Below are 20322 nucleotides of genomic sequence, written 5' to 3' on the forward strand. Positions count from 1 at the left end.
CTGGTTGCGGAAGACCAATGTCCTGATGTGCGCGGGTGGGCACCCCTGGCGCGGAGCGTCGAAAGACTCCGCCTTGCCGGGACTCCTCCGCCGCGGCACAGGCACAATATTGAGCGAAGTCCTATTGATCACCCATTTCGGGGAGTGCATTGACGTTTAGGATGTTTCATAACCGATCCCTCATAGAGGGACGATACGGTCACCGGCATGTCTGCCGACACCGTTTCCGTCACCGGTTGGGGCCGCACCGCTCCCACCGCCGCCCGTCTGATCCGCCCACGGACGTACGAGGAGGCCGCTGCCGCCGTCCGCGACTGCGGGGCCCGCGGAGGCATCCCGAGGGGCCTGGGGCGGTCGTACGGGGACGCGGCGCAGAACGCGGGCGGCGCGGTCTTCGACATGACGGGCCTGGACCGCGTCCACGTCATCGACGCGGCCGACGGGATCGTGCTCTGCGACGCGGGCGTGTCCCTGCACCGGCTGATCGACGTCCTGCTGCCGCTCGGCTGGTTCGTGCCGGTGACGCCCGGCACCCGCTACGTCACCGTCGGAGGGGCGATCGGCTCGGACATCCACGGCAAGAACCACCACGTCTCCGGCTCCTTCTCCCGGCACGTCCTGTCACTGGAACTGCTCACCGCGGACGGCGAGATCCGCACGGTCGGCCGCGGCACGCCCCTGTTCGACGCGACGACCGGCGGCATGGGCCTGACCGGCGTGATCCTGACCGCGACCGTGCAGCTCCATGCGGTCGAGACCTCGCTGATGTCGGTCGACACCGAGCGCGCGCGGGATCTCGACGACCTGCTGGCACGCCTGGCGGCCACCGACCACCGCTACCGCTACTCGGTCGCGTGGATCGACCTCCTGGCACGCGGCACGGCGACGGGCCGCGCGGTGCTGACCCGCGGCGACCACGCGCCCCTGGAGGCGCTACCGAAGGGCACGCGCGCGCGGAGGGAACCGCTGGCCTTCCGTCCCACCCGTCTCCCGGCTGTCCCCGCCATCCTCCCCGAGAGCCTGCTCAGCCGGACAACCGTCGGCCTCTACAACGACCTCTGGTACCGAACGGCCCCCCGCGCGCGTACCGGCGAGCTGCAGAAGATCTCCGCCTTCTTCCACCCCCTCGACGGCGTCCCCCATAGGAACCGGATCTACGGCCGCGGCGGCTTCGTGCGGTACCAGTTCGTCGTCGGACACGACCAGGAGGACGCCGTACGCCGGATCGTGCGCCGCATCTCGGAGCGCCGGTGCCCCTCCGTCCTCGCGGTCCTCAAGCGCTTCGGGGACGCCGATCCGGGCTGGCTGTCCTTCCCCGTGCCGGGTTGGACGCTCGCCCTGGACATCCCGGCCGCGCTGCCCGGTCTCGGGGCCTTCCTCGACGAACTGGACGAGGAGGTGGCCGCGGCCGGCGGGCGGGTCTGCCTCGCCAAGGACTCCCGGCTGCGGCCCGAGCTGCTTACCGCGATGTATCCACGGCTGGACGACTTCCGGGCCCTTCGCGCGGAGTTGGACCCGCGGGGCGTGTTCACCTCGGACCTGTCCCGCCGTCTCGCCCTCTAGGGTCCATCGCCAAGCCATCGTCAGCCGTCCCAGGCCGTTGCCGGGCCACCGCCAGGCCGCTCTCCAAGCCATCGCAGCCTTACTGGGCCTGCTCCAAGTCACCGCCAGGCCGCTACCGGGCCTGCTCCACACCCCCGCCAGGCCGGCCAGACCGCTACCGGGCCCCCTTTCCAAGCCCTTTCCCGGGCCATCAGGCAACCTCTAGCTAGGAGCTGTCGTGAAGGACGCCTTCGGCATTCCCCAGTCCCTGCTGGTCCTCGGCGGTACGTCGGAGATCGCGCTGGCCACCGCGCGCCGACTGATCGCCCGCCGCACCCGCACGGTGTGGCTGGCCGGGCGACCTACGGCCGCCCTGGAGACGGCCGCTTCGGAACTGCGCACTCTTGGGGCCGACGTGCACACCGTCACCTTCGACGCGCTCGATCCCGACGCCCACGAGGCGGTGCTCGGAAAGGTGTTCGCCGAGGGCGACATCGACGTGGTGCTGCTCGCCTTCGGGATCCTCGGCGACCAGTCCCGCGACGAGCGGCAGCCGGTGAGTGCGGTGCGGGTCGCGCAGACCAACTACACGGGCGCGGTGTCCGCGGGACTGGTCTCCGCGCGCGCGTTGCAGGCCCAGGGGCACGGCTCACTCGTCGTGCTCTCCTCCGTGGCCGGCGAGCGGGCCCGCCGGTCCGACTTCATCTACGGCTCCAGCAAGGCGGGCCTGGACGCCTTCGCCCAGGGCCTCGGCGACGCGCTGCACGGCACGGGCGCGCACGTCATGGTCGTACGCCCCGGGTTCGTCCGTACGAAGATGACGGCCGGCCTGGAGGAGCCACCGCTCGCGACGACACCCGAGGCGGTCGCCACGGCGATCGAGCTGGGGCTGCGACGGCGCTCGGAGACGGTGTGGGTGCCGGGGTCGCTGCAGGCCGTGATGTCGGCGCTGCGGCACCTGCCGCGAGGGGTGTTCCGGCGGCTGCCGGTCTAGGAGCAACGGCTTCCAGAAGCTGACGGCTTGTTGAAGGCAACTGCTTCCAGGAGGTAACGGCTTCCAGAAGCTGACGACTCCTTGGAGCTAATGGCTCCTGATGGTGCCGTGCTCGATGTGTCCCGCTTGCGGCGGCACCACCGGTCCCCCGAAGGCGAACTCGCGCAGCTTGCGCCATATGCCGTCGGGGCCCTGCTCGTAGAGCGCGAAGCCGGTGCAGGGCCACTGCGCCTCGTAGTCGGCGAGTGCCTCGAAGGCGCGGTCCATGGCCTCGTCGTCGATGCCGTGCGCCACCGTGACATGCGGGTGGTACGGGAACTGCAGTTCGCGTGCCACGGGGCCGGAGGCGTCCCGGACCTGCTTCTGCAGCCAGGTGCAGGCCTCGGCGCCCTCGGCGACCTGGACGTACACGACCGGCGACAGCGGTCGGAACGTGCCCGTCCCGGACAGCCGCATCGGGAAGGAGCGACCGGCCTCCGCGACCTCGCCGAGGTGGGCCTCGATCGCCGGCAGCAGCGCCGCCTCGACCTCGGTCGGCGGTAGCAGGGTGACGTGGGTGGGGATGCCGTGAGCCGCGGCGTCACCGAAGCCCGCGCGCCGCTCCTGGAGCAGGCTGCCGTGAGGCTCCGGGACCGAGATCGACACACCGATCGTTACGGTCCCCACGTCATCTCCTGTCGTCGTGTCGTTTGATCCTGTGTCGGTTTCGTTGTCAGCCGTCCGGCAATCGACTGTACGTCCACGGCTGTGCTCTGGGCAGGCGTAGTCGTAGTGATGTGCAGCGCTCTACCCGGTGGTACGCGCGCGCACCGTCCGCTGGTACGCCTGCGCGCCGGAGTCTCAGTGCTTGGCGGGCAGGAACCCGACCCGCTCGTACACCTGCGACAGCGTCTCCGCGGCTACGGCACGTGCCTTCTCCGCGCCCTCGGCCAGGATCGAGTCCAGCGTCTCCGGGTCGTCCAGATACTGCTGGGTGCGCTCCCGGAACGGCGTCACGAAGTCGACCATGACCTCGGCGAGGTCCGTCTTGAGCGCACCGTAGCCCTTGCCGGTGTACTTCTCTTCCAGTTCGGTGATACTCGCGCCGGTGAGCGTCGCGTAGATGCTGAGCAGGTTGCTCACACCCGGCTTGTTCTCCGGGTCGAAACGGATCACGGTGTCCGTGTCGGTCACCGCGCTCCTTACCTTCTTCGCGGTCACCTTCGGGTCGTCGAGGAGGTTGATGAGGCCCTTCGGCGTGGACGCCGACTTGCTCATCTTGATCGACGGGTCCTGGAGGTCGTAGATCTTCGCCGTCTCCCTGAGGATGTACGGCTTCGGGACGGTGAAGGTCTCACCGAAGCGGCCGTTGAAACGCTCGGCGAGGTCGCGGGTGAGCTCGATGTGCTGGCGCTGGTCCTCACCGACCGGGACCTCGTGGGCCTGGTACAGCAGGATGTCCGCGACCTGGAGGATCGGGTACGTGAACAGGCCGACGGAGGCGCGGTCGGCGCCCTGCCTGGCGGACTTGTCCTTGAACTGGGTCATGCGGGAGGCCTCGCCGAAACCCGTGAGGCAGTTCATGACCCAGGCCAGCTGGGCGTGCTCGGGGACATGGCTCTGGACGAAGAGCGTGCAGCGCTCCGGGTCGAGGCCGGCCGCGAGGAGCTGGGCGGCGGCCAGCCGGGTGTTCGCGCGCAGGTCCGCGGGATCCTGCGGGAGCGTGATCGCGTGCAGGTCGACGACCATGTAGAACGCGTCGTGGGACTCCTGCAGGGCCACCCACTGGCGGACGGCGCCGAGGTAGTTGCCGAGGTGGAACGAGCCTGCGGTGGGCTGGATTCCGGAGAGCACCCGGGGTCGGTCAGAAGCCATGCTCACCATTCTCTCAGGTCTCGGGGGCGGTCCGGAACTGGTCGGAAACAGAGCGGACACGGGTGGGAACCGATCCGGCTCCGGCGGTGTACCAACAGTTTGAATCCTCCCCTCCCTGGATTCCTGGCTCAGGCTGCCTCCTGGAGCAGCGCTCCAGGAGGTCTTGTGCCCTCGGCACCAGCCGGGTTGAGACCAGCCCGGATGAGCATGACGCGTGCGGAGTTCTTGTCCCGTGGGGACGCGGCTCCGCATGCGGTGCAGGTGTAGGTGCGCTCACCCAGGGGCTGGGGGTCCCCCCCCACGCCCTTAAGGCGGGCGTTCGCTGGATGCGGGGGGGGCGGCCGGGTCCGAGTCGATGGTCGAGCGGGCGCCTCCGAGCCCGGCCATCGCGGGTCAGGTCAGGTCAGGTCAGGTCAGGCGAGGTCGATCTCCGGGTACAGCGGGAAGCCGGCGACCAGGTCGGTGGCGCGGTGGGAGATCTCGTCCGCGATCTTCGGGTCGAGGACGTGCTGGGCCTTGGAGGGGGCGCCCTTGCTGGTGGTGCCGGGCTCCGTGGTGGTGAGGACGCGGTCGATGAGGCCGGCGACCTCGTCCATCTCGGCGGTGCCGAGGCCACGGGTGGTCAGGGCGGGGGTGCCGATGCGGATGCCGGAGGTGTACCAGGCGCCGTTCGGGTCGGCGGGGATGGAGTTGCGGTTGGTGACGATGCCCGAGTCGAGCAGGGCGGCCTCGGCCTGGCGGCCGGTGAGACCGTAGGAGGAGGCGACATCGATCAGGTTCAGGTGGTTGTCCGTACCGCCGGTGACAAGGGTGGCGCCTCGGCGCATCAGGCCCTCGGCGAGGGCGCGGGAGTTGTCGACGATGCGCTGGGCGTAGTCCTGGAAGGAGGGCCGGCGGGCCTCGGCCAGGGCGACGGCCTTGGCGGCCATGATGTGCGGGAGCGGGCCGCCGAGGACCATCGGGCAGCCTCGGTCGACCTGGTCCTTGAGGGAGTCGTCGCACAGGACCATGCCACCGCGGGGGCCGCGCAGGGACTTGTGGGTGGTGGTGGTGACGATCTGGGCGTGCGGGACCGGGTCGAAGTCGCCGGTCAGGACCTTGCCGGCGACCAGCCCCGCGAAGTGGGCCATGTCGACCATCAGGGTCGCTCCGACCTCGTCCGCGATCTCGCGCATGATCCGGAAGTTCACGAGACGGGGGTAGGCGGAATAGCCCGCGACGATGATCAGCGGCTTGAACTCGCGCGCCGACGCGCGCAGCGCCTCGTAGTCGATGAGGCCGGTGGCGGGGTCGGTGCCGTAGGAACGCTGGTCGAACATCTTGCCGGAGATGTTCGGGCGGAAGCCGTGGGTGAGGTGGCCGCCGGCGTCCAGGGACATGCCGAGCATGCGCTGGTTGCCGAAGGCCTGGCGGAGCTCGGCCCAGTCGGCGTCGGAGAGGTCGTTGACCTGGCGGACGCCGGCCTTCTCCAGGGCGGGCGCCTCGACGCGGGCGGCGAGGACCGACCAGAAGGCGACGAGGTTGGCATCGATGCCGGAGTGCGGCTGGACGTAGGCGTGCCGGGCGCCGAAGAGCTCGCGGGCGTGTTCGGCGGCCAGGGACTCGACGGTGTCGACGTTGCGGCAGCCGGCGTAGAAGCGGCGGCCGACGGTGCCCTCGGCGTACTTGTCGCTGAACCAGTTGCCCATCGCGAGGAGGGTGGCCGGGGAGGCGTAGTTCTCGGAAGCGATCAGCTTGAGCATCTCGCGCTGGTCGGCGACCTCCTGGCCGATGGCGTCGGCGACGCGCGGTTCGACGGCGCGGATCACGTCGAGGGCCGCGCGGAAGGCGGTGGACTCGTTGGAAAGGGGCTGCTGCTCTGACATGGCGGCCTCCGGGCTGCGTGGCTTGCAACGGTCACGGTTCACGGTTCGGCCCAGGCGCACGGCACTCGGTCACTCGCAGGCCGCTCCCCGATGGTCCGTCCCATCCCAGCGCGCCAGTCACGGCCTGTCGGCCAGCCTACCGGGCGCGGCGAACGGCCAAGGTTCCCTGTCCGCCATGCGAGCGACTATAGGTAGGGAGGGCAGTCTGACCCCGGGAGGTCCCGTGTCCACGACCGAACGGCTCATCGCCGCGGCGGAGGCCCACAGTGCGCACACCTACCGTCCGCTGCCGGTGGTGGTCGCCACGGCCGACGGCGCGTGGATGACGGATGTGGAGGGGCGGCGGTATCTGGACCTGCTGGCCGGTTACTCGGCGCTCAACTTCGGCCATGGCAACCGGCGGCTGGTCGAGGCGGCGAAGGCGCAGTTGGAGCGGGTGACGCTGACGTCGCGGGCGTTCCATCACGACCGGTTCGCGGCGTTCTGCACCGAGCTCGCCGAGCTGTGCGGCATGGAGATGGTGCTGCCGATGAACACCGGCGCGGAGGCGGTGGAGACGGCCGTGAAGGGGGCCCGGAAGTGGGGATACCGGATCAAGGGCGTGCCGGCGGAGATGGCGAAGATCGTGGTCGCGGGCGGCAACTTCCACGGGCGGACGACGACTGTCATCAGCTTCTCCACGGATCCGGAGGCGCGGGCGGACTACGGGCCGTACACACCGGGCTTCGAGATCGTGCCGTTCGGGGATCTGACGGCGATGCGGGCGGCGGTGACCGAGAACACGGTCGCCGTGCTGCTCGAACCGATCCAGGGGGAGGCGGGGGTACTGGTGCCGCCGGCCGGTTATCTGGCGGGAGTGCGGGAGCTTACGCGGGAGCGGAACGTGCTGTTCGTGGCGGACGAGATCCAGTCGGGTCTGGGGCGGACGGGGCGGACGTTCGCGTGTGAGCACGAGGGGGTGGTGCCGGACGTGTACGTACTGGGGAAAGCGCTGGGCGGCGGAATCCTGCCGGTGTCGGCGGTGGTGGCGGGCGCCGAGGTGCTCGGGGTGTTCCGGCCCGGGGAACACGGTTCGACGTTCGGCGGGAATCCGCTGGCCTGTGCGGTGGCGCTGGAGGTGATCGCGATGCTGCGCTCGGGCGAGTACCAGGCGCGGGCGGCGGAGCTCGGATCTCATCTGCTGCGGGAGCTGAGGGTGCTCGCGGGGACGGGCCGGTTGACGGCGGTGCGCGGGCGCGGACTGTGGGCGGGCGTCGACATCGACCCGGCGTACGGCACGGGGCGGGACGTGTCGGAGCGGCTGATGGAGCGGGGCGTGCTGGTGAAGGACACGCATGGGGCGACGATCCGGATCGCGCCGCCCCTGGTCGTCTCCGAGGAGGACCTGGACTGGGGGTTGGCCCAGCTGCGTGCCGTACTGGATGTGGAGGACGCGGAGGTGGAAGAGGTCAGAACAGGGCGTCGGTGAGGCGGCCGTCCGACATGCTCTGTGGACGGCGACGCTCAGCGGATCACGTGGGGCAGGAAGCGGGCGTACTCGTCCGTGATGAGGCCGGAGGACTCGCGGATACCGAGGCCGGCGGACTCGTTCTCGACGACCCAGGCGCCGAGGACGACGCGGTTGCCGTCGAAGTCGGGCAGGGGGGCCAACTCCTGGTAGCAGCAGGGCTCGTCGCGGAGGGCGGTGGCGGTGCCGGAGGGGGCGGAGGGGGCGGAGGGGTCGGAGGGGCCGGAGGGGTCGGACGTCTCCGGATCGTGGATGGTCACCCCCGCGCCCTCGCGGCCGAGGAGGGGCTTGGCGACGTAACCGGTCGTCCGGGCCAGCTCCCGTGGGCCGTCGAGGTAGGCGGGGAGGAGGTTCGGGTGGCCTGGATACAGCTCCCAGAGGATGGCGAGCAGGGCTTTGTTGCTGAGGAGCATCTTCCACGCGGGTTCGATCCACAGGGTGCTGCCCGTGCCGCCGCCGTTGTCGAGGGTGTCCAGGACGTGGCCGGCGAAGCGGTCGGTGGTGAGCCACTCCCAGGGATAGAGCTTGAAGCAGCCACGGATGAAGCGGAGTTGGTTGTCGACGAAGCGGCCGGACAGCGGGTCCCAGCCGATCTCCTCCATGGAGATCCAGTCGGTGTCCAGGCCCGCCTGCACCGCGGTCTCCTTGAGGTAGGCGACCGTCATGAGGTCCTCGCCGAGTTCGTCGGCGGAGGAGTGCGCGAAGTACAGGGGGTTGCCGGGCGGGAGGAGGGCCGCCTGTTTCTTCCAGGCGGCGACGAGGCGTTCGTGGAGGGAGTTCCACTGGTCGGCGCCGGGAAAGCGTTCCTCCATCCAGAACCACTGGGGGGAGGCGGCCTCGACGAGGGAGGTGGGGGTGTCGGCGTTGTACTCCAGGAGCTTCGCCGGGCCCGTGCCGTCGTAGCGGAGGTCGAAGCGGCCGTAGACGGACGGGAGTTCGGCGCGCCGTCGCCATGCCTCGGCGACCGCCTCTGCGACGCGCGGGTCGGTGATGCCGAGGTCGGCGAAGCGACCAGCGGAGACGATGTGCTCCGCCGCCGCGAGGCACATACCGTGGAGTTCCTCGACGACCTCCTCCAGAGCCTCGACCTCGGGGAGCGTGAAGGCGTAGTACGCGCTCTCGTCCCAGTAGGGGCGCAGGGAGTTGTCGGGGTAGCGGGTGAGGGGGTAGATGAGCCCCTGTTCCTCGACGGTCTGCTGCCAGCCGGGGCGGGGCTCGATGGTGTGGCGTTCCACGCGGGGTTCCCTGGGGGCTCTCTGACGGGTCGACGGGCAGGTTGTCGGCGGTGTGGGCGTCGGCCGTCGGTGCGGGCGTCGGGCGGTGCGGGCGTCGGGCGGGTCGTCAGGCAGACCTTCCTGTCTGGATGGCCTGTCAGCCGCCGGAGCTGCCCTTGCCGCCGTCGTCGCCGTTTCCTCCGCTGCCAAAGCCGCCGCGGTCGACGCCGCCGCCTCCGCTGCCGCCCGAACTGCCGGACTTCTTGCCGGACTTACTGAAGGAGCCGTCGTTGACCCAGCCGCTGTTCTTCTTGCCGCCGTAGTAGTAGACGCCGTTGACCCTGGTGGAGGACTTGCAGTGCTTGTCGGCGACGACCTGGTACCCCTTGCCGCGGGTGTAGCTGTCGCGGTCGACGCAGCGCTTGTCGGGGTCCGAGGAACAGGCCGTGAGGGCCACGGCGAGCAGTCCCACGCCGCCGAGTGCGACCGTTCCCGAGCGAAGTTGCCGACGTGCGTCCGCCATGTTCGTGTCTCCCCCTGTAGCCCTGTAGCCCTTGAGCCGGAACCGTGTGCGACCCGTGTTCGATGTCCGGCGGACAGTTTAGGGATCCGCAGGACGCCGCGCACGGGCGGGACGCCGCTCATTCCCTCCCCTACAGTCGCTTCGTGCTCTTTGGAATGCTGTGCGCCCTCGGCGCCGCGGTCTGTTTCGGTACGGCGACGGTGTTGCAGGCGATGGCGGCACGGGCGGTGGACGCCGCGGGAGGTGGGGACGGGGAGGCGGCGCTGCTTCTGCGGGCGGTCCGGCAGTGGCGGTATGTGGCGGGGCTGGCGCTGGACGGGCTCGGTTTCCTGTTCCAGGTCGCCGCGTTGCGATCGGTCCCGATCTACGCCGTCGGGGCAGCCCTCGCGTCCAGCCTCGCGGTGACGGCGGTGGTCGGGGCGCGGCTGCTGCGGGTGCGGCTGAGTGGGCGGGAGTGGGGTGCCGTGGCGGTGGTGTGCGCGGGGCTCGCTTTGTTGGGGATCGCCTCCGGGACGGAGGGGGACCGCGGCGGACCGACGGCGCTGCCGTACGCGCTGCTCGGGGTGGCGGTGGCGGTGCTGCTGCTCGGGCTGGCCGGAGGACGGCTGCCGCAGCGGGTGCGGGCCGCGGTGCTCGGACTGGGGGCCGGGTTCGGGTTCGGGGTGGTCGAGGTGGCGGTACGGCTGATCGACTCGGTCGCCCTCCTGGACCTCCTCCGCGATCCGGCTGCGTACGCCCTGCTGCTGGGCGGCGCGGCGGCGTTCCTGTCCCTGACCTCAGGGCTGCGCACCGGCTCGGTCACGGCCGTCACCGCCGGCATGGTGATCGGCGAGACGGTCGGCCCGGCGGCGGTGGGCGTGATCTGGCTCGGTGACCGCACCCGGGAGGGCTTGGGGTGGGCGGCGGTGCTGGGGTTCCTCATCGCGGTGGTGGGGGCGTTGGCGCTGGCCCGGTTCGGAGAGGCACCGCCGGCCCCGGCGGCTGCCGATGCGGGGTGAGGAGACATACGGGGCGAGGGGCGAGGAGACGTACGGATGAGGAGACGCACGGGGTGAGGAGGCATGCGAGGCAAGGAACGGGGCGAAGGACATCCCGTGCCTGAAGGAAGGCCCCTCTCCCCCTCGCTTCAACCGTCGCCCCTCACCCCACCCTCACCCCTCACCCCACCGTGACCTCCGTGACCTCCGTGGCCTCCATGGCCTCCGTGATCCCGTCCCACAGCCGGACCCTCGCCTCCAACGCGAGGTGCGCCGTCTCGACGGCCTCCTGCCAGCGGATCTCGTCCGTGCCGCAGAGGTCAGCGACCATCTGCATGGCCATGGGGGTGTGCTCCTCGCCGTCGACCTCGATGTGGCGGGCCAGGTAGTCGCGGAAGAGGGGGAACGGGTCGGTGCCCTCCTCCTTGATGACCTGGTCGAACATGTCGGGGATGAGGTCCTCGCGGGAGAAGGCGAAGGCGGCGGCACGGCAGTGCAGGGGCCGGTCGGCGATGATCGTGAAGGTTGTGCGGACGAACTCGGCGGCGGCGGAGGGGACTTGGGCGACCCGCAGCGCCGCGGAGACCTCGTGGCTCTCGGCGATCAGCGCGAGGAACCTGTCGATCGGGGCTGTGTCGGCCGACGCCTCGGTCATGGCCGCGCGGTACAGCTCGAAGTGACTGGTGAAGCCACCGTTCAGCTCGTCGCTCTCCTCGACCAGCACGATGTCGTTGATCAGCCGCCGGCTCACCTCCGAGCCGCGCGGCACCCAGGGGACGTCGACACAGGTCAGTTCGCGTTGCAGGGACTTGAGCAGGGACATGAAGTCCCACACCGCGAACACATGGTGGGCCATGAACGTCGCCATGCGGTCCCGGCTGCTTATCCGCTGGTAAAGGGGATGAGCGGTGACTTCTTTTCGCGCGGGTTCGATCTCGGCCCGGGCCCGGGTGATTCCCTCGTGGCTCACGTTCCAGTCGTACCTGGACATGTAACTCCTTAGGTCGGAGAGAGCGATCGTGCAGCTTTAGCGGCTCCCCGGCAAGCGCTTCCGTGAATTCGACGGAAGTTACCCGCGGTACCGCTTAACACAAGACCCCAAGGGCACCGAAAGGGCCACAAAAAGTCACGTTCCGGACAGCTGGAAAACTTCGTTGAAGATTTGAACGGCCTCGGCCTTCTTCGCGTACTCGACAGCGTGACCAGTAATCCCGTCACCGTCACCGTGGCCTATCACGTGGTGCCGGGCCACGAAGGAGAGTTCCACTCCTGGGGGTGGGCCATGCTGGCCGCGAGCGCGCAGCAGCCGGGCTTCCTGGGGGGTGGCGTTCTTGTCGACGGAGAAGCGGAGTGGCATGTCGTCTATCGCTTCGCCAGCGAAGGATCCGTCCTGGCCTGGGAGAACTCCACCGATCGCAGACAGTGGGACATCCGTGCCGAGGAGGTTTCCCGGCCGACGGGCCGCCGAAGCGTCCGGGGCGCGAAGGCGTGGTTCGACATCCAGAGCGACCGGCCCGCCGCACCGCCGGCCCCGCCGTCGAAATGGAAACTATGGTTCGTGAATATGAGTGCCGTGTTCCCGCCGGTACTGCTGTTCAATATGATTGTGGTGCCCTATCTCGGGGACCTCAATCCGTTCATTCGTACGCTGCTGTTGTGCCTGTGTGTGACGGCCATCGTCACCTGGATTCTGATGCCGCGCCTTCAGCGTTTCTTCAAGAAATGGCTGTATCCACCGCTCCAGGCGCTTCGCGGACGGCACAAACGGACCGCGTAGGCCAGAGAACGACGCAAGGGAGGTGGGCGGGTGAAGACCCTGCTCATCGACAATTACGACTCGTATACGTACAACCTGTTCCAGCTGATCGCCGAGGTCAACGGCGAGGATCCGGTGGTGATCCTCAATGACGCTCCCGTCGGCTCGGTTCCGGATCTCGCGGAATTCGACAACGTGGTGGTGTCGCCCGGCCCGGGGCACCCGGCGCAGACCCGCGACTTCGGCATCAGCGCCCGCATGCTGGCCGAGTCCCCGGTGCCCGTCCTCGGCGTCTGCCTGGGCCACCAGGGCATCGCTCTCACGGAGGGCGGCCTGGTGGAATCGGCCCCGGAGCCCCGGCACGGTTATCTGACCTCCGTACGGCACGACGGGCGGGACCTGTTCCAGGGGGTGCCGCAGAACTTCACCGGGGTCCGCTACCACTCGCTGGCCGTGCGCGAGCCGCTGCCCGAAGCCCTGGAGGCCACCGCGTGGGCCGAGGACGGTGTGCTGATGGGACTGCGGCACCGCACCCGGCCCGTGTGGGGCCTGCAGTTCCACCCGGAGTCCGTCCTGACCGAGTACGGGCACCGCATGCTCGTGAACTTCCGCAACCTCACGGCGGAACGGACCCGCAAGCTGCGTGCGAAGAACACTGCCGTGCCCCCGACCGAGGCGGCGATCCCCCGCCCGACGGGCAGCGCGGCCCCGAGGCGCACCGCGACTCCGACGGCCACCACGGACCCGACCGGCACGCTGACTCCGACGGCCACCACGGACCCGACAGGCACGCTGACTCCGACGGCCACGGCAACCCCGAGGGGTACGGCGACTCCGACCGCCATCGCAGCACCGTCCGCCACGGACACACCGTCCGCCACGGACACACCGTCCGCCACAGGCACACCATCTGCCACGGACGCACCTTCCGCCGTGGGCTCGCCTTCCGCCACGGACGCACCATCCGCCACAGGCTCGCCATCGGTCTCCCCCCTGCCCATCCCGCGCCCGCGGCGCTCCGGCGGCCCCTCCTACCGGCTGCACACCCGTCGCCTCGCCGGCGCGGTCGACGCGGAGGCGGCCTTCACGCGGATGTACGCCCCGTCCGAGCGGGCGTTCTGGCTGGACAGCTCGCTGGTCGAACCGAGCCGGTCGCGGTTCTCGTTCTTCGGGGACGACAGCGGGCCGCTCGCCGAGTTCGTGCGGTACGACGTCGAGACCGGGCGCTGCGAGATCGAGCGGGCGGGACGCCCGCCGCGCAAGATCACGGCGAGCGTGTTCGACTACCTCAAGCGGCAGTTGGCGAACCGGCGCGTGGACGCCATCGGACTGCCCTTCGACTTCACCGGCGGTTACGTCGGCTACTTCGGCTACGAGACGAAGGCCGACTGCGGTTCGCCGAACCGGCACTCGTCCGAACTGCCGGACTCCTGCTGGCTGTTCGCCGACCGGCTGATCGCGGTCGACCACCGGGAGGGCTTCACCTACGCGGTCTGCCTGGCGGAGGACACCCCGCAGGCCGCGCGGGAGGCCACGGACTGGCTGGACAACACGCTCGCCCAGCTCACCTGCGTGGGTGTCGGCATGAGCCCGGCCGCCGAGGTGCCGGCGCGGTCCGCGCCGGCCCCCGGACCGGACCTGCTCGCCGCCGAGCCCTGGCTGGTGCGCGACCGGGCGACCTACCTCGCGGACATCGAGGCCTGCCAGGAAGAGCTGCGGGCGGGCACCAGCTACGAGATCTGTCTGACCGACGCCGCCCGTCTGCCCGCCCCGCCCGACGCCTACGACTTCTACCGGGTCCTGCGCCGCGTCAACCCGGCACCGTACGCGGCCTTCCTGAGGTTCAAGGACCTCGACGTGGCCGGCTCCTCCCCCGAGCGTTTCCTGCGGATCAGCCGGGACGGGGTCGCCGAGGCCAGGCCCATCAAGGGCACCGCGCCGCGCGGCGACGGGCCCGAGGAGGACGCCCGGCTCAGGGACGCGCTGCCCGCGGACGCCAAGACCCGCGCCGAGAACCTGATGATCGTGGACCTGCTCCGCAACGACCTGGGCCGGGTCTGCCGGACCGGGACGGTACGTGTTCCCCGGCTGATGGCCACGGAGACGTACGCCACCGTGCATCAGTTGGTCTCCACCGTCGAAGGCCGGTTGCGTGCGGGCACGGACGCGGTGGACTGCGTGCGCGCCTGCTTCCCCGGCGGCTCCATGACCGGCGCGCCGAAACTGCGCACGATGGAGATCATCGACAGGCTGGAGACCGAGGCCCGGGGCGTCTACTCCGGGGCCCTCGGCTACCTGGGGTGCAGCGGCGGCGCCGATCTCAGCATCGTGATCCGTACGGCCGTACTCGCCGACGGGATGATGCGGCTGGGCGCGGGCGGTGCCATCGTCCTCGACTCGGACCCGGTCGCGGAGTACGACGAGATGCTGCTGAAGACAGCCGCACAGATGCGAGCGCACCGGGAGCACACGGTCGACCGGATCCGCGAGCAGCGGGAGCGGATCGACACCCGGATGCCGAAGTCCGTCACCGAGGAGGCCGCCGGATGACGACCACCGCCGACCGCCACGGAGACACCCACCCCACGACGACCACCGCCGACCGTCACCGAGGAGCCCGCCCGATGACGACCATCGCCGATCGTCACGGAGACACCCGCCCGACGACGAGCCCCCGTCCCACGCTTCCCTCGGCCGAGGGAAGCACGCTCCCCTCGGCCGAGGTCGATTCCAGGCCTCCCCTGCCCGACGCCGACGCCCCCGGCAACCTCGCCGCGCATCTCGCCGCCCTCGCCGAGCTGCGCGGGTGGACCGGGCGGGCCGCCTTCCACCAGGGCCACCGGGTCTGGACGCACGGCGAGGTGCACGCTCTCGCGGCCCGCGCGGCCGGTGTGCTCGCCGAGCACGGTGTGCGCCCCGGCGACCGGGTGCTGCTCGCCCTGCCCGACGGGATCGCCTGGGTGACGGCGTTCCTCGCCACCGCCCGGCTCGGGGCCGTGGCGGTCCTGGTCAATCCCGAACTCCCCCCGGCCGAGCACGCGTTCATGGCCGAGGACACCGAGGCCGTGCTGTGCGTGACCGGGCCGGGCCTGGAGGATCGTTTCAGCGGCCGGACACGCCTCGGCGCCGACCAGTTCCTCGCCCTCACCCCGGTCACCGGTCCGGCACCGGCGCACCCGGTCGACGCGCACACCCCGCTTTACATCCAGTACACCTCCGGTACGACGGGCCGCCCGAAGGGCGTCGTACACACGCACGGCGACCCCAGGACGTACCACGACCTGATCGGGCGGCGGCTGCTGCGGATCACCCAGGACGACGTCACCCTGTCCGTGTCGAAGCTGTACTTCGCCTACGGCTTCGGCAACGCCGTCGTCTTCCCGCTCTTCTCGGGCTCGTCGGCGGTGCTCGTGGACCGGCGTCCGACCCCGGCCGTCGTCGACGAGCTGGCCGCCCGGCACCGGGTGACGCTGCTGTACTCCGTACCGTCCGCGTACGCCGCGCTGGTCACCGACCGGGGCACCGGGCACGAGGCCTGCTTCGGCTCCGTACGCGCGGCGGTGTCGGCCGGCGAGGGCATGCCGACGGGGCTCGGGATGCAGGTCACCGAACTGCTGGGCGCGCCGGTGCTGGAGCAGATCGGCTCCACCGAGGCGGGGCACGCCTTCTGCGCCAACAGCTTCGAGTACAACCGTCCCGGCACCGTCGGCCGTCCCGTCCCCGGCTTCGAGGTGGAGCTGCGCGACGGGGACGGGCATCCGGTGCCGGAGGGCGCCGAGGGCGAACTGTGGGTGCGCGGGCCGACGGTGACGCCCGGTTATCTGAACCGGCCCGAAGAGACGGACCGGGCCCTGGCCGGCGGCTGGCTGGCCACCCGGGACCGGGCGTGCCGTGAACCGGACGGCACCTACCGGCATCTTGGTCGCGCCGACGACATGGAGATGGTCGGCGGCATCACCGTCTCCCCGCTGGAGGTGGAGGCCGTGCTGCGGACGCATCCGGCGGTGCGGGAGGCCGCGGTCACCGCCGTCCGGGACGGGAACGACCGCAGCCGGCTGCGCGCCTTCGTCGTCCCCGCCGCTCCACTGCCACCAGGGCTGGAGGAGGACCTGATCCGGCTGGCCCGGGAGCACCTGGCCGCCTTCAAGGTCCCCCGCAGCGTCAGCTTCGTCCCGTCCCTGCCCCGCACCCCGACCGGAAAGCTCCGCCGTCACCTGGTCCGCAGGGGCGCGTGGTGACCATGGCAGAAAGGAAGGGCCCCGTGCCCGATCTACCCGTGCTCGCCGGAAACTCCGTGCGCGCCGAAAACCCCGTGCTCGCCGAAAACTCCGTGCGCGCCCGCAACCCCCGGTCCGCCGGAATCCCCCGGCCCACCGGAAACCCCCTGCTCACCGAGCGCGGGTTCTATCTCGGCCCGCTGTTCCGGCGGGCGGCCGACCGCCACGGCTCCGTCTTCGTCACCCTCGACCGGCCGCTGGACGTCAACCCGTCCCTCGGGGTCGATCTGAGCTATCCGGTGCTGGCCGACGTGGTCGAGGAGCTCTCGGGGCAGCTGTGGGAGGCAGGGGTGCGACCCTCGGAGCAGGTGGCCGTACACAAGACGGACAACGTGGACATCGTGCTGCTGACCTGCGCGGTCTCCCGGATCGGCGCGGTGCCGGTGCTGCTCTCACCCGCCCTCGCCGGACCCGTCGTGGAACAGTTGCTGGCCCGGCTGCGGCGGCCCTGGCTGATCACCGACCGGGCGAAGCTGGACGGCCCGCTCAACGGCGTCGACCTGTCCGGGCTCGTACGCAGGACCCTCTCCGTGGACGACGCTCCCGACGCCGAGCCGCTGGAGAAGTACGCCGGCGCCGAGCCGCCCGCACCGGTACGGCTGCACCCTCGGGAGCCCGCGCTGATCACCCACAGTTCGGGCACGACCGGCGTTCCCAAGCTCGCGGTGCACTGTGCGCAGACCATGTGGAACCGGCTGGTACCGCAGCAGGCGATGGGCTGGCCCACGCGGGGCGAGACCGCGGCGCTGCACATGTCGTTCGTGCACTCGCGCTTCTACCATCTGCTCGGTGTGCTGCTGCACTTCGGCAGCCCGCTGGTGCTGATCACCGACCCGGACCCGGCGAGTGTGGCGCCGCTGCTGGTGCGGCACCGGCCCGGGATCGTGGAAACGCATCCCAACACCTTCGTCCTGTGGGAGGAGTTGGCCGACGCGCCGGGGGCGCCGCTGTCGCGGGTCAAGGCGTACGGCTCCACGTTCGACGCGATCCATCCACGGACCGTACGGCGGCTTCTGGACGCCTCGAAGCGGCGTACGCCCTGGCTGGTCCAGCTGTACGGGCAGAGCGAGACCGGGCCGGTCGCCTTCCAGTGGTTCACCCGGCGCAGCGCTGCCCGCGCGGACGGCCGCCGGGTCGGCATCGGGATACCGGGGTTCACGCGGATCCGGATCACCGACGCCGAGGGCAGGCGGGTGGCGCCCGGCAGGGCCGGCCGGATCGAGGCCCGCACCCGGGGCCGCATCCTGACCTACCTCGGGGCGCGGGAGCAGTACGAACGTCAACTCGACGACGGCTGGTGGCAGATGGGCGACATGGGGCACCGCAGCCGCCTGGGCGTCCTGCATCTGATGGACCGTGAGGTCGACCAGATCGACGCCATGCACAGCAATCTCGAGGTCGAGGACGCGTTGATGGAGCGGCTGGAGGAACTCCGCGAGGTCGTCATCGTGGCCGGCGCTGACCGGGAGCCGGTGCCGGTGGTGTGCGTGCGGGGGGAACAGCCACTGGACGCGGAGCGCTGGCGGAAGGCCACGGCCGATCTGCCGGCGATGGCCGAGCCGCGGCAGTGGCGGTTCGAGGAGCTGCCGATGACCGCCACCTGGAAGGTGAAGCGAGTGGAGATCACCCGCATGCTGGCCGCGGGCGCGCGCACGTGAACCCGGTTCTGGTCGTCGGCGCCGGTCCCGTCGGACTGTCGGCGGCCCTCGCCCTGCGGGCGCGGGGGCTGCCGGTCCTCCTCCTGGAGGCCGACCCGAAGAACCGTGAACGTCCCGGCAGCCGGGCCCTGTTCGTGCACCGGGAGACCCTGCGTCTCCTCGACGGGATGCAGCCCGGGCTCGCCGACGAGATCACGTCGTACGGGCAGACCTGGCACACCCGGCGCACCCTCTACCGGGGCCGCGAGGTCTACTCCCGGACCTACCCGCCCCCTACGGGAACCCCGCCCTTCACCAGCCTGCGCCAGGTCGACACCGAACGCTTCCTGCGGGCCGCCTGCGAGCGGGCCGGGGTGGACTTCGAGTGGGACGCCCGCGTGACGGACGTCCACAGCACCGCGTCCGGGGTCCGGCTGACCGGGGAGGACGGGCGGGTATGGAGCGGCGGATTCGCGATCGCCGCCGACGGTGCCCGCTCCACGCTCCGGCGCGAGTTGGGCATCGCCATGGAGGGCAGCCGCGGGGAGGGCTTCCACGTCGTCGTGGACGTCGCCGACGTCCCCGGCGCCGAACTGCCCTTGGAGCGGGTCTTCCACTACGAGCATCCGGGGGTGGGACGGCGCAGTGTGATGCGGGTGCCGTTCACCGGGGGCTTCCAGGTCGACCTGCAGTGCCGGGACGACGACCAACAGGAGGCGTACGGCACTGAGGAGGCCGTACGCCGGTGGCTGCCGTCGGTCGTGGGGGACGGGTACACCGAGCGGATCCTGTGGGTGTCGACGTACCGCTTCCTGCGCAAGGTCGCGGCCTCGTTCACCGACCCGCACGGGAGGGTGCTGCTCGTCGGGGAGGCGGCGCATCTCTTCCCGCCGTTCGGGGCGCGGGGGATGAACAGCGGGATCGCGGACGCGGCAGCGGCAGCGCACGCCGTCGCGGCGGCCGCGGGAGCGGAAGGGGCCGAGGGGGCCGTCGCCGCGGGGGCCGAGGGGGCGGCGGGGGCGGTCGCTTCGGTCGCCGAGTTCGCCGCGGTGCGGCGGGCGGCGGCCCTGTTCAACAGCGCCGCTGCCGGGGAGGCGCTGGACCATCTGCGGCCACGGCGGCGGATCGTCCGGGTCAAGCAGCGGGCGGCGGCGACTCTCGCTCCGGTGCTGCCGTGGTGCGGATCGTGGCTGGAACACGCGCCCTACGGGCCGCGCGGCGGGACGCCGGTCGCGGCCGGCGGCACGTACTGAGGAGGGGATTGTGGCGATACAACCGGCGGTCACGGAAGGACTGTTGAGGTGGACGCCCGGCGATGGGCTGGTGGCGACGGCCAGTGGGCCCGCCACGGGGACGCCGACCGGGGGGACGCCGACGACAGGCGCGGCGGCGGAGACAGGGCCGGCCGTCGGGACGCGGCCGGCGACGGGAGCGCCGGTCGGGGGCCGGTTGCTCGTCGCGGACTCCTGGCTGGTGCGGGACGGGCGGGTGCGGGGGTTCGAGCGGCACCGGGAGCGGTTCCTGCGGGCGTGTGGCGAGTGTGGCGGGCCGCCGTTGCGCCGTATCGTGGAGTTCTGGCAGGACATGACGGCGGCCCTGCCGCGTACCGGTGAGTGGTTTCCCCGCGTCGAACTCGCCGCCGGTTCCCAGGAGTTACGGCTGCTGCTGCGGCACGCGCCGCCGCTCGGCTCCGGTGTACGGGTGTGGGCGGCCGGACAGTCCGACCCGCGGACCGTCCCTCGCCGCAAGGGCCCGGACCTGGACGCCCTGGCCCGCATCCGGCGGCGGGCGTCCGGCGCGGGCGCGGACGAGGCGGTGCTGATCGCGCACTCCGGACTGGTGCTGGAGGCGCCCACCGCCAGCGTGCTGTGGTGGGAGGACGACACCCTGTGCCTGCCCCCGCCACGGCTGCCCGTCCTGCCCGGGGTCACCGTCGGACTCATCCAGGAACATGCCTGGCGCACCGGGACCCGCGTCGCCCACCGTGAGCGGACCATGGCCGAACTGGACGGACGTGAGGTCTGGCTGGTGAACGCACTGCACGGCATCCGGCCCGTGACGGGCTGGACGGCCCGCCCGATGGAAGCGGCACCGGCGGTGCGGGCTCCGGAATGGCGGACCTGGCTGGATGGCCTCATGGAGCCGCTGCCGGAGCGCTGATTCCCGGACCCCCGAC

At 71.1% G+C, this 20322-nt stretch carries 16 protein-coding genes, 1 pseudogene and 1 riboswitch; of the genes and pseudogenes, 10 read left to right on the forward strand and 7 right to left on the reverse strand.

Features of this window, described 5'->3' with window-relative positions; genetic code table 11:
* Nucleotides 1–207: 207 nt before the first annotated feature.
* Both M2271_RS13775 and M2271_RS13780 read left to right on the forward strand, forming a co-directional pair.
* Nucleotides 208–1563: an FAD-binding oxidoreductase gene (locus tag M2271_RS13775; protein ID WP_280887458.1), complete on the forward strand. Its 1356-nt coding sequence runs from the start codon at nt 208–210 to the stop codon at nt 1561–1563.
* Nucleotides 1564–1780: 217 nt separating this feature from the next.
* A complete protein-coding gene (locus M2271_RS13780; RefSeq protein WP_280887459.1) occupies nt 1781–2536 on the forward strand; it encodes a decaprenylphospho-beta-D-erythro-pentofuranosid-2-ulose 2-reductase in 756 nt (251 codons plus the stop codon).
* 87 nt (nt 2537–2623) lie between these two features.
* On the opposite strand, the gene M2271_RS13785 is transcribed toward M2271_RS13780, so the two are convergent.
* The 4 genes and pseudogenes from M2271_RS13785 to M2271_RS13800 form a co-directional block, all read right to left on the reverse strand.
* Nucleotides 2624–3202 carry a 2'-5' RNA ligase family protein gene (locus M2271_RS13785; RefSeq protein WP_280887460.1) on the reverse strand — a complete coding sequence of 193 codons (579 nt, stop codon included), beginning with the start codon at nt 3200–3202 and terminating at the stop codon, nt 2624–2626.
* A 174-nt stretch (nt 3203–3376) separates the two neighbouring features.
* A complete protein-coding gene (trpS, locus tag M2271_RS13790) occupies nt 3377–4390 on the reverse strand; it encodes a tryptophan--tRNA ligase (RefSeq protein ID WP_280887461.1) in 1014 nt (337 codons plus the stop codon).
* Nucleotides 4391–4518: 128 nt separating this feature from the next.
* Nucleotides 4519–4674 (reverse strand): annotated as a pseudogene (locus tag M2271_RS13795) (RNA-guided endonuclease TnpB family protein); the annotation flags it as partial.
* 129 nt (nt 4675–4803) lie between these two features.
* Nucleotides 4804–6255: a glycine hydroxymethyltransferase gene (locus M2271_RS13800; protein WP_280887462.1), complete on the reverse strand. Its 1452-nt coding sequence runs from the start codon at nt 6253–6255 to the stop codon at nt 4804–4806.
* 41 nt (nt 6256–6296) lie between these two features.
* Nucleotides 6297–6386: riboswitch (ZMP/ZTP riboswitch) on the reverse strand.
* Between the two features lie 92 nt (nt 6387–6478).
* Here M2271_RS13800 and rocD point away from each other — a divergent pair.
* Nucleotides 6479–7723, forward strand: a complete 1245-nt coding sequence (rocD, locus tag M2271_RS13805; protein ID WP_280887463.1) for an ornithine--oxo-acid transaminase — start codon at nt 6479–6481, stop codon at nt 7721–7723.
* Nucleotides 7724–7758: 35 nt separating this feature from the next.
* Here rocD and M2271_RS13810 read toward each other — a convergent pair whose 3' ends face one another.
* Entirely contained in the window at nt 7759–8997 is a 1239-nt protein-coding gene (locus M2271_RS13810) for a glutathionylspermidine synthase family protein (RefSeq protein ID WP_280887464.1), read from the reverse strand.
* Between the two features lie 136 nt (nt 8998–9133).
* Nucleotides 9134–9499, reverse strand: coding sequence for a hypothetical protein (locus M2271_RS13815; RefSeq protein WP_280887465.1), 366 nt, complete (start codon nt 9497–9499; stop codon nt 9134–9136).
* Nucleotides 9500–9654: 155 nt separating this feature from the next.
* Here M2271_RS13815 and M2271_RS13820 point away from each other — a divergent pair, with 155 nt between their 5' ends.
* Nucleotides 9655–10497 carry a DMT family transporter gene (locus M2271_RS13820; RefSeq protein WP_280887506.1) on the forward strand — a complete coding sequence of 281 codons (843 nt, stop codon included), beginning with the start codon at nt 9655–9657 and terminating at the stop codon, nt 10495–10497.
* Nucleotides 10498–10657: 160 nt separating this feature from the next.
* On the opposite strand, the gene M2271_RS13825 is transcribed toward M2271_RS13820, so the two are convergent.
* Nucleotides 10658–11467 carry a DUF3050 domain-containing protein gene (locus M2271_RS13825; RefSeq protein WP_280887466.1) on the reverse strand — a complete coding sequence of 270 codons (810 nt, stop codon included), beginning with the start codon at nt 11465–11467 and terminating at the stop codon, nt 10658–10660.
* Nucleotides 11468–11674: 207 nt separating this feature from the next.
* Between M2271_RS13825 and M2271_RS13830 the strand changes: the two genes are divergently transcribed.
* From M2271_RS13830 to M2271_RS13855, 6 genes are all read left to right on the forward strand, one after another.
* Nucleotides 11675–12253 (forward strand): antibiotic biosynthesis monooxygenase, encoded by a 579-nt coding sequence (locus M2271_RS13830; protein ID WP_280887467.1) that lies wholly within the window; start codon nt 11675–11677, stop codon nt 12251–12253.
* Nucleotides 12254–12283: 30 nt separating this feature from the next.
* Nucleotides 12284–14782 carry an aminodeoxychorismate synthase component I gene (gene pabB, locus M2271_RS13835; protein WP_280887468.1) on the forward strand — a complete coding sequence of 833 codons (2499 nt, stop codon included), beginning with the start codon at nt 12284–12286 and terminating at the stop codon, nt 14780–14782.
* Nucleotides 14779–16470, forward strand: a complete 1692-nt coding sequence (locus M2271_RS13840) for an AMP-binding protein (protein ID WP_280887469.1) — start codon at nt 14779–14781, stop codon at nt 16468–16470. The genes pabB and M2271_RS13840 overlap by 4 nt, the downstream gene beginning before the upstream one ends.
* A 122-nt stretch (nt 16471–16592) precedes the next feature.
* Nucleotides 16593–18167, forward strand: coding sequence for an AMP-binding protein (locus M2271_RS13845; RefSeq protein ID WP_280887507.1), 1575 nt, complete (start codon nt 16593–16595; stop codon nt 18165–18167).
* Nucleotides 18164–19399 carry an FAD-dependent monooxygenase gene (locus tag M2271_RS13850; RefSeq protein ID WP_280887470.1) on the forward strand — a complete coding sequence of 412 codons (1236 nt, stop codon included), beginning with the start codon at nt 18164–18166 and terminating at the stop codon, nt 19397–19399. The genes M2271_RS13845 and M2271_RS13850 overlap by 4 nt, the downstream gene beginning before the upstream one ends.
* A gap of 10 nt (nt 19400–19409) precedes the next feature.
* Nucleotides 19410–20306 carry an aminotransferase class IV gene (locus M2271_RS13855; RefSeq protein ID WP_280887471.1) on the forward strand — a complete coding sequence of 299 codons (897 nt, stop codon included), beginning with the start codon at nt 19410–19412 and terminating at the stop codon, nt 20304–20306.
* Nucleotides 20307–20322 lie beyond the last annotated feature (16 nt).

This window comes from Streptomyces sp. LBL, assembly GCF_029893585.1.
Classification (GTDB): domain Bacteria; phylum Actinomycetota; class Actinomycetes; order Streptomycetales; family Streptomycetaceae; genus Streptomyces.

Bases quoted from the DNA above. Each gene is read 5' to 3' on its own strand.
- M2271_RS13800 (WP_280887462.1), bottom strand. From the start codon at position 6,255: ATGTCAGAGCAGCAGCCCCTTTCCAACGAGTCCACCGCCTTCCGCGCG.
- M2271_RS13820 (WP_280887506.1), top strand. From the start codon at position 9,655: ATGCTGTGCGCCCTCGGCGCCGCGGTCTGTTTCGGTACGGCGACGGTG.
- M2271_RS13815 (WP_280887465.1), bottom strand. From the start codon at position 9,499: ATGGCGGACGCACGTCGGCAACTTCGCTCGGGAACGGTCGCACTCGGC.
- M2271_RS13825 (WP_280887466.1), bottom strand. From the start codon at position 11,467: ATGTCCAGGTACGACTGGAACGTGAGCCACGAGGGAATCACCCGGGCC.
- M2271_RS13775 (WP_280887458.1), top strand. From the start codon at position 208: ATGTCTGCCGACACCGTTTCCGTCACCGGTTGGGGCCGCACCGCTCCC.
- M2271_RS13840 (WP_280887469.1), top strand. From the start codon at position 14,779: ATGACGACCACCGCCGACCGCCACGGAGACACCCACCCCACGACGACC.
- trpS (WP_280887461.1), bottom strand. From the start codon at position 4,390: ATGGCTTCTGACCGACCCCGGGTGCTCTCCGGAATCCAGCCCACCGCA.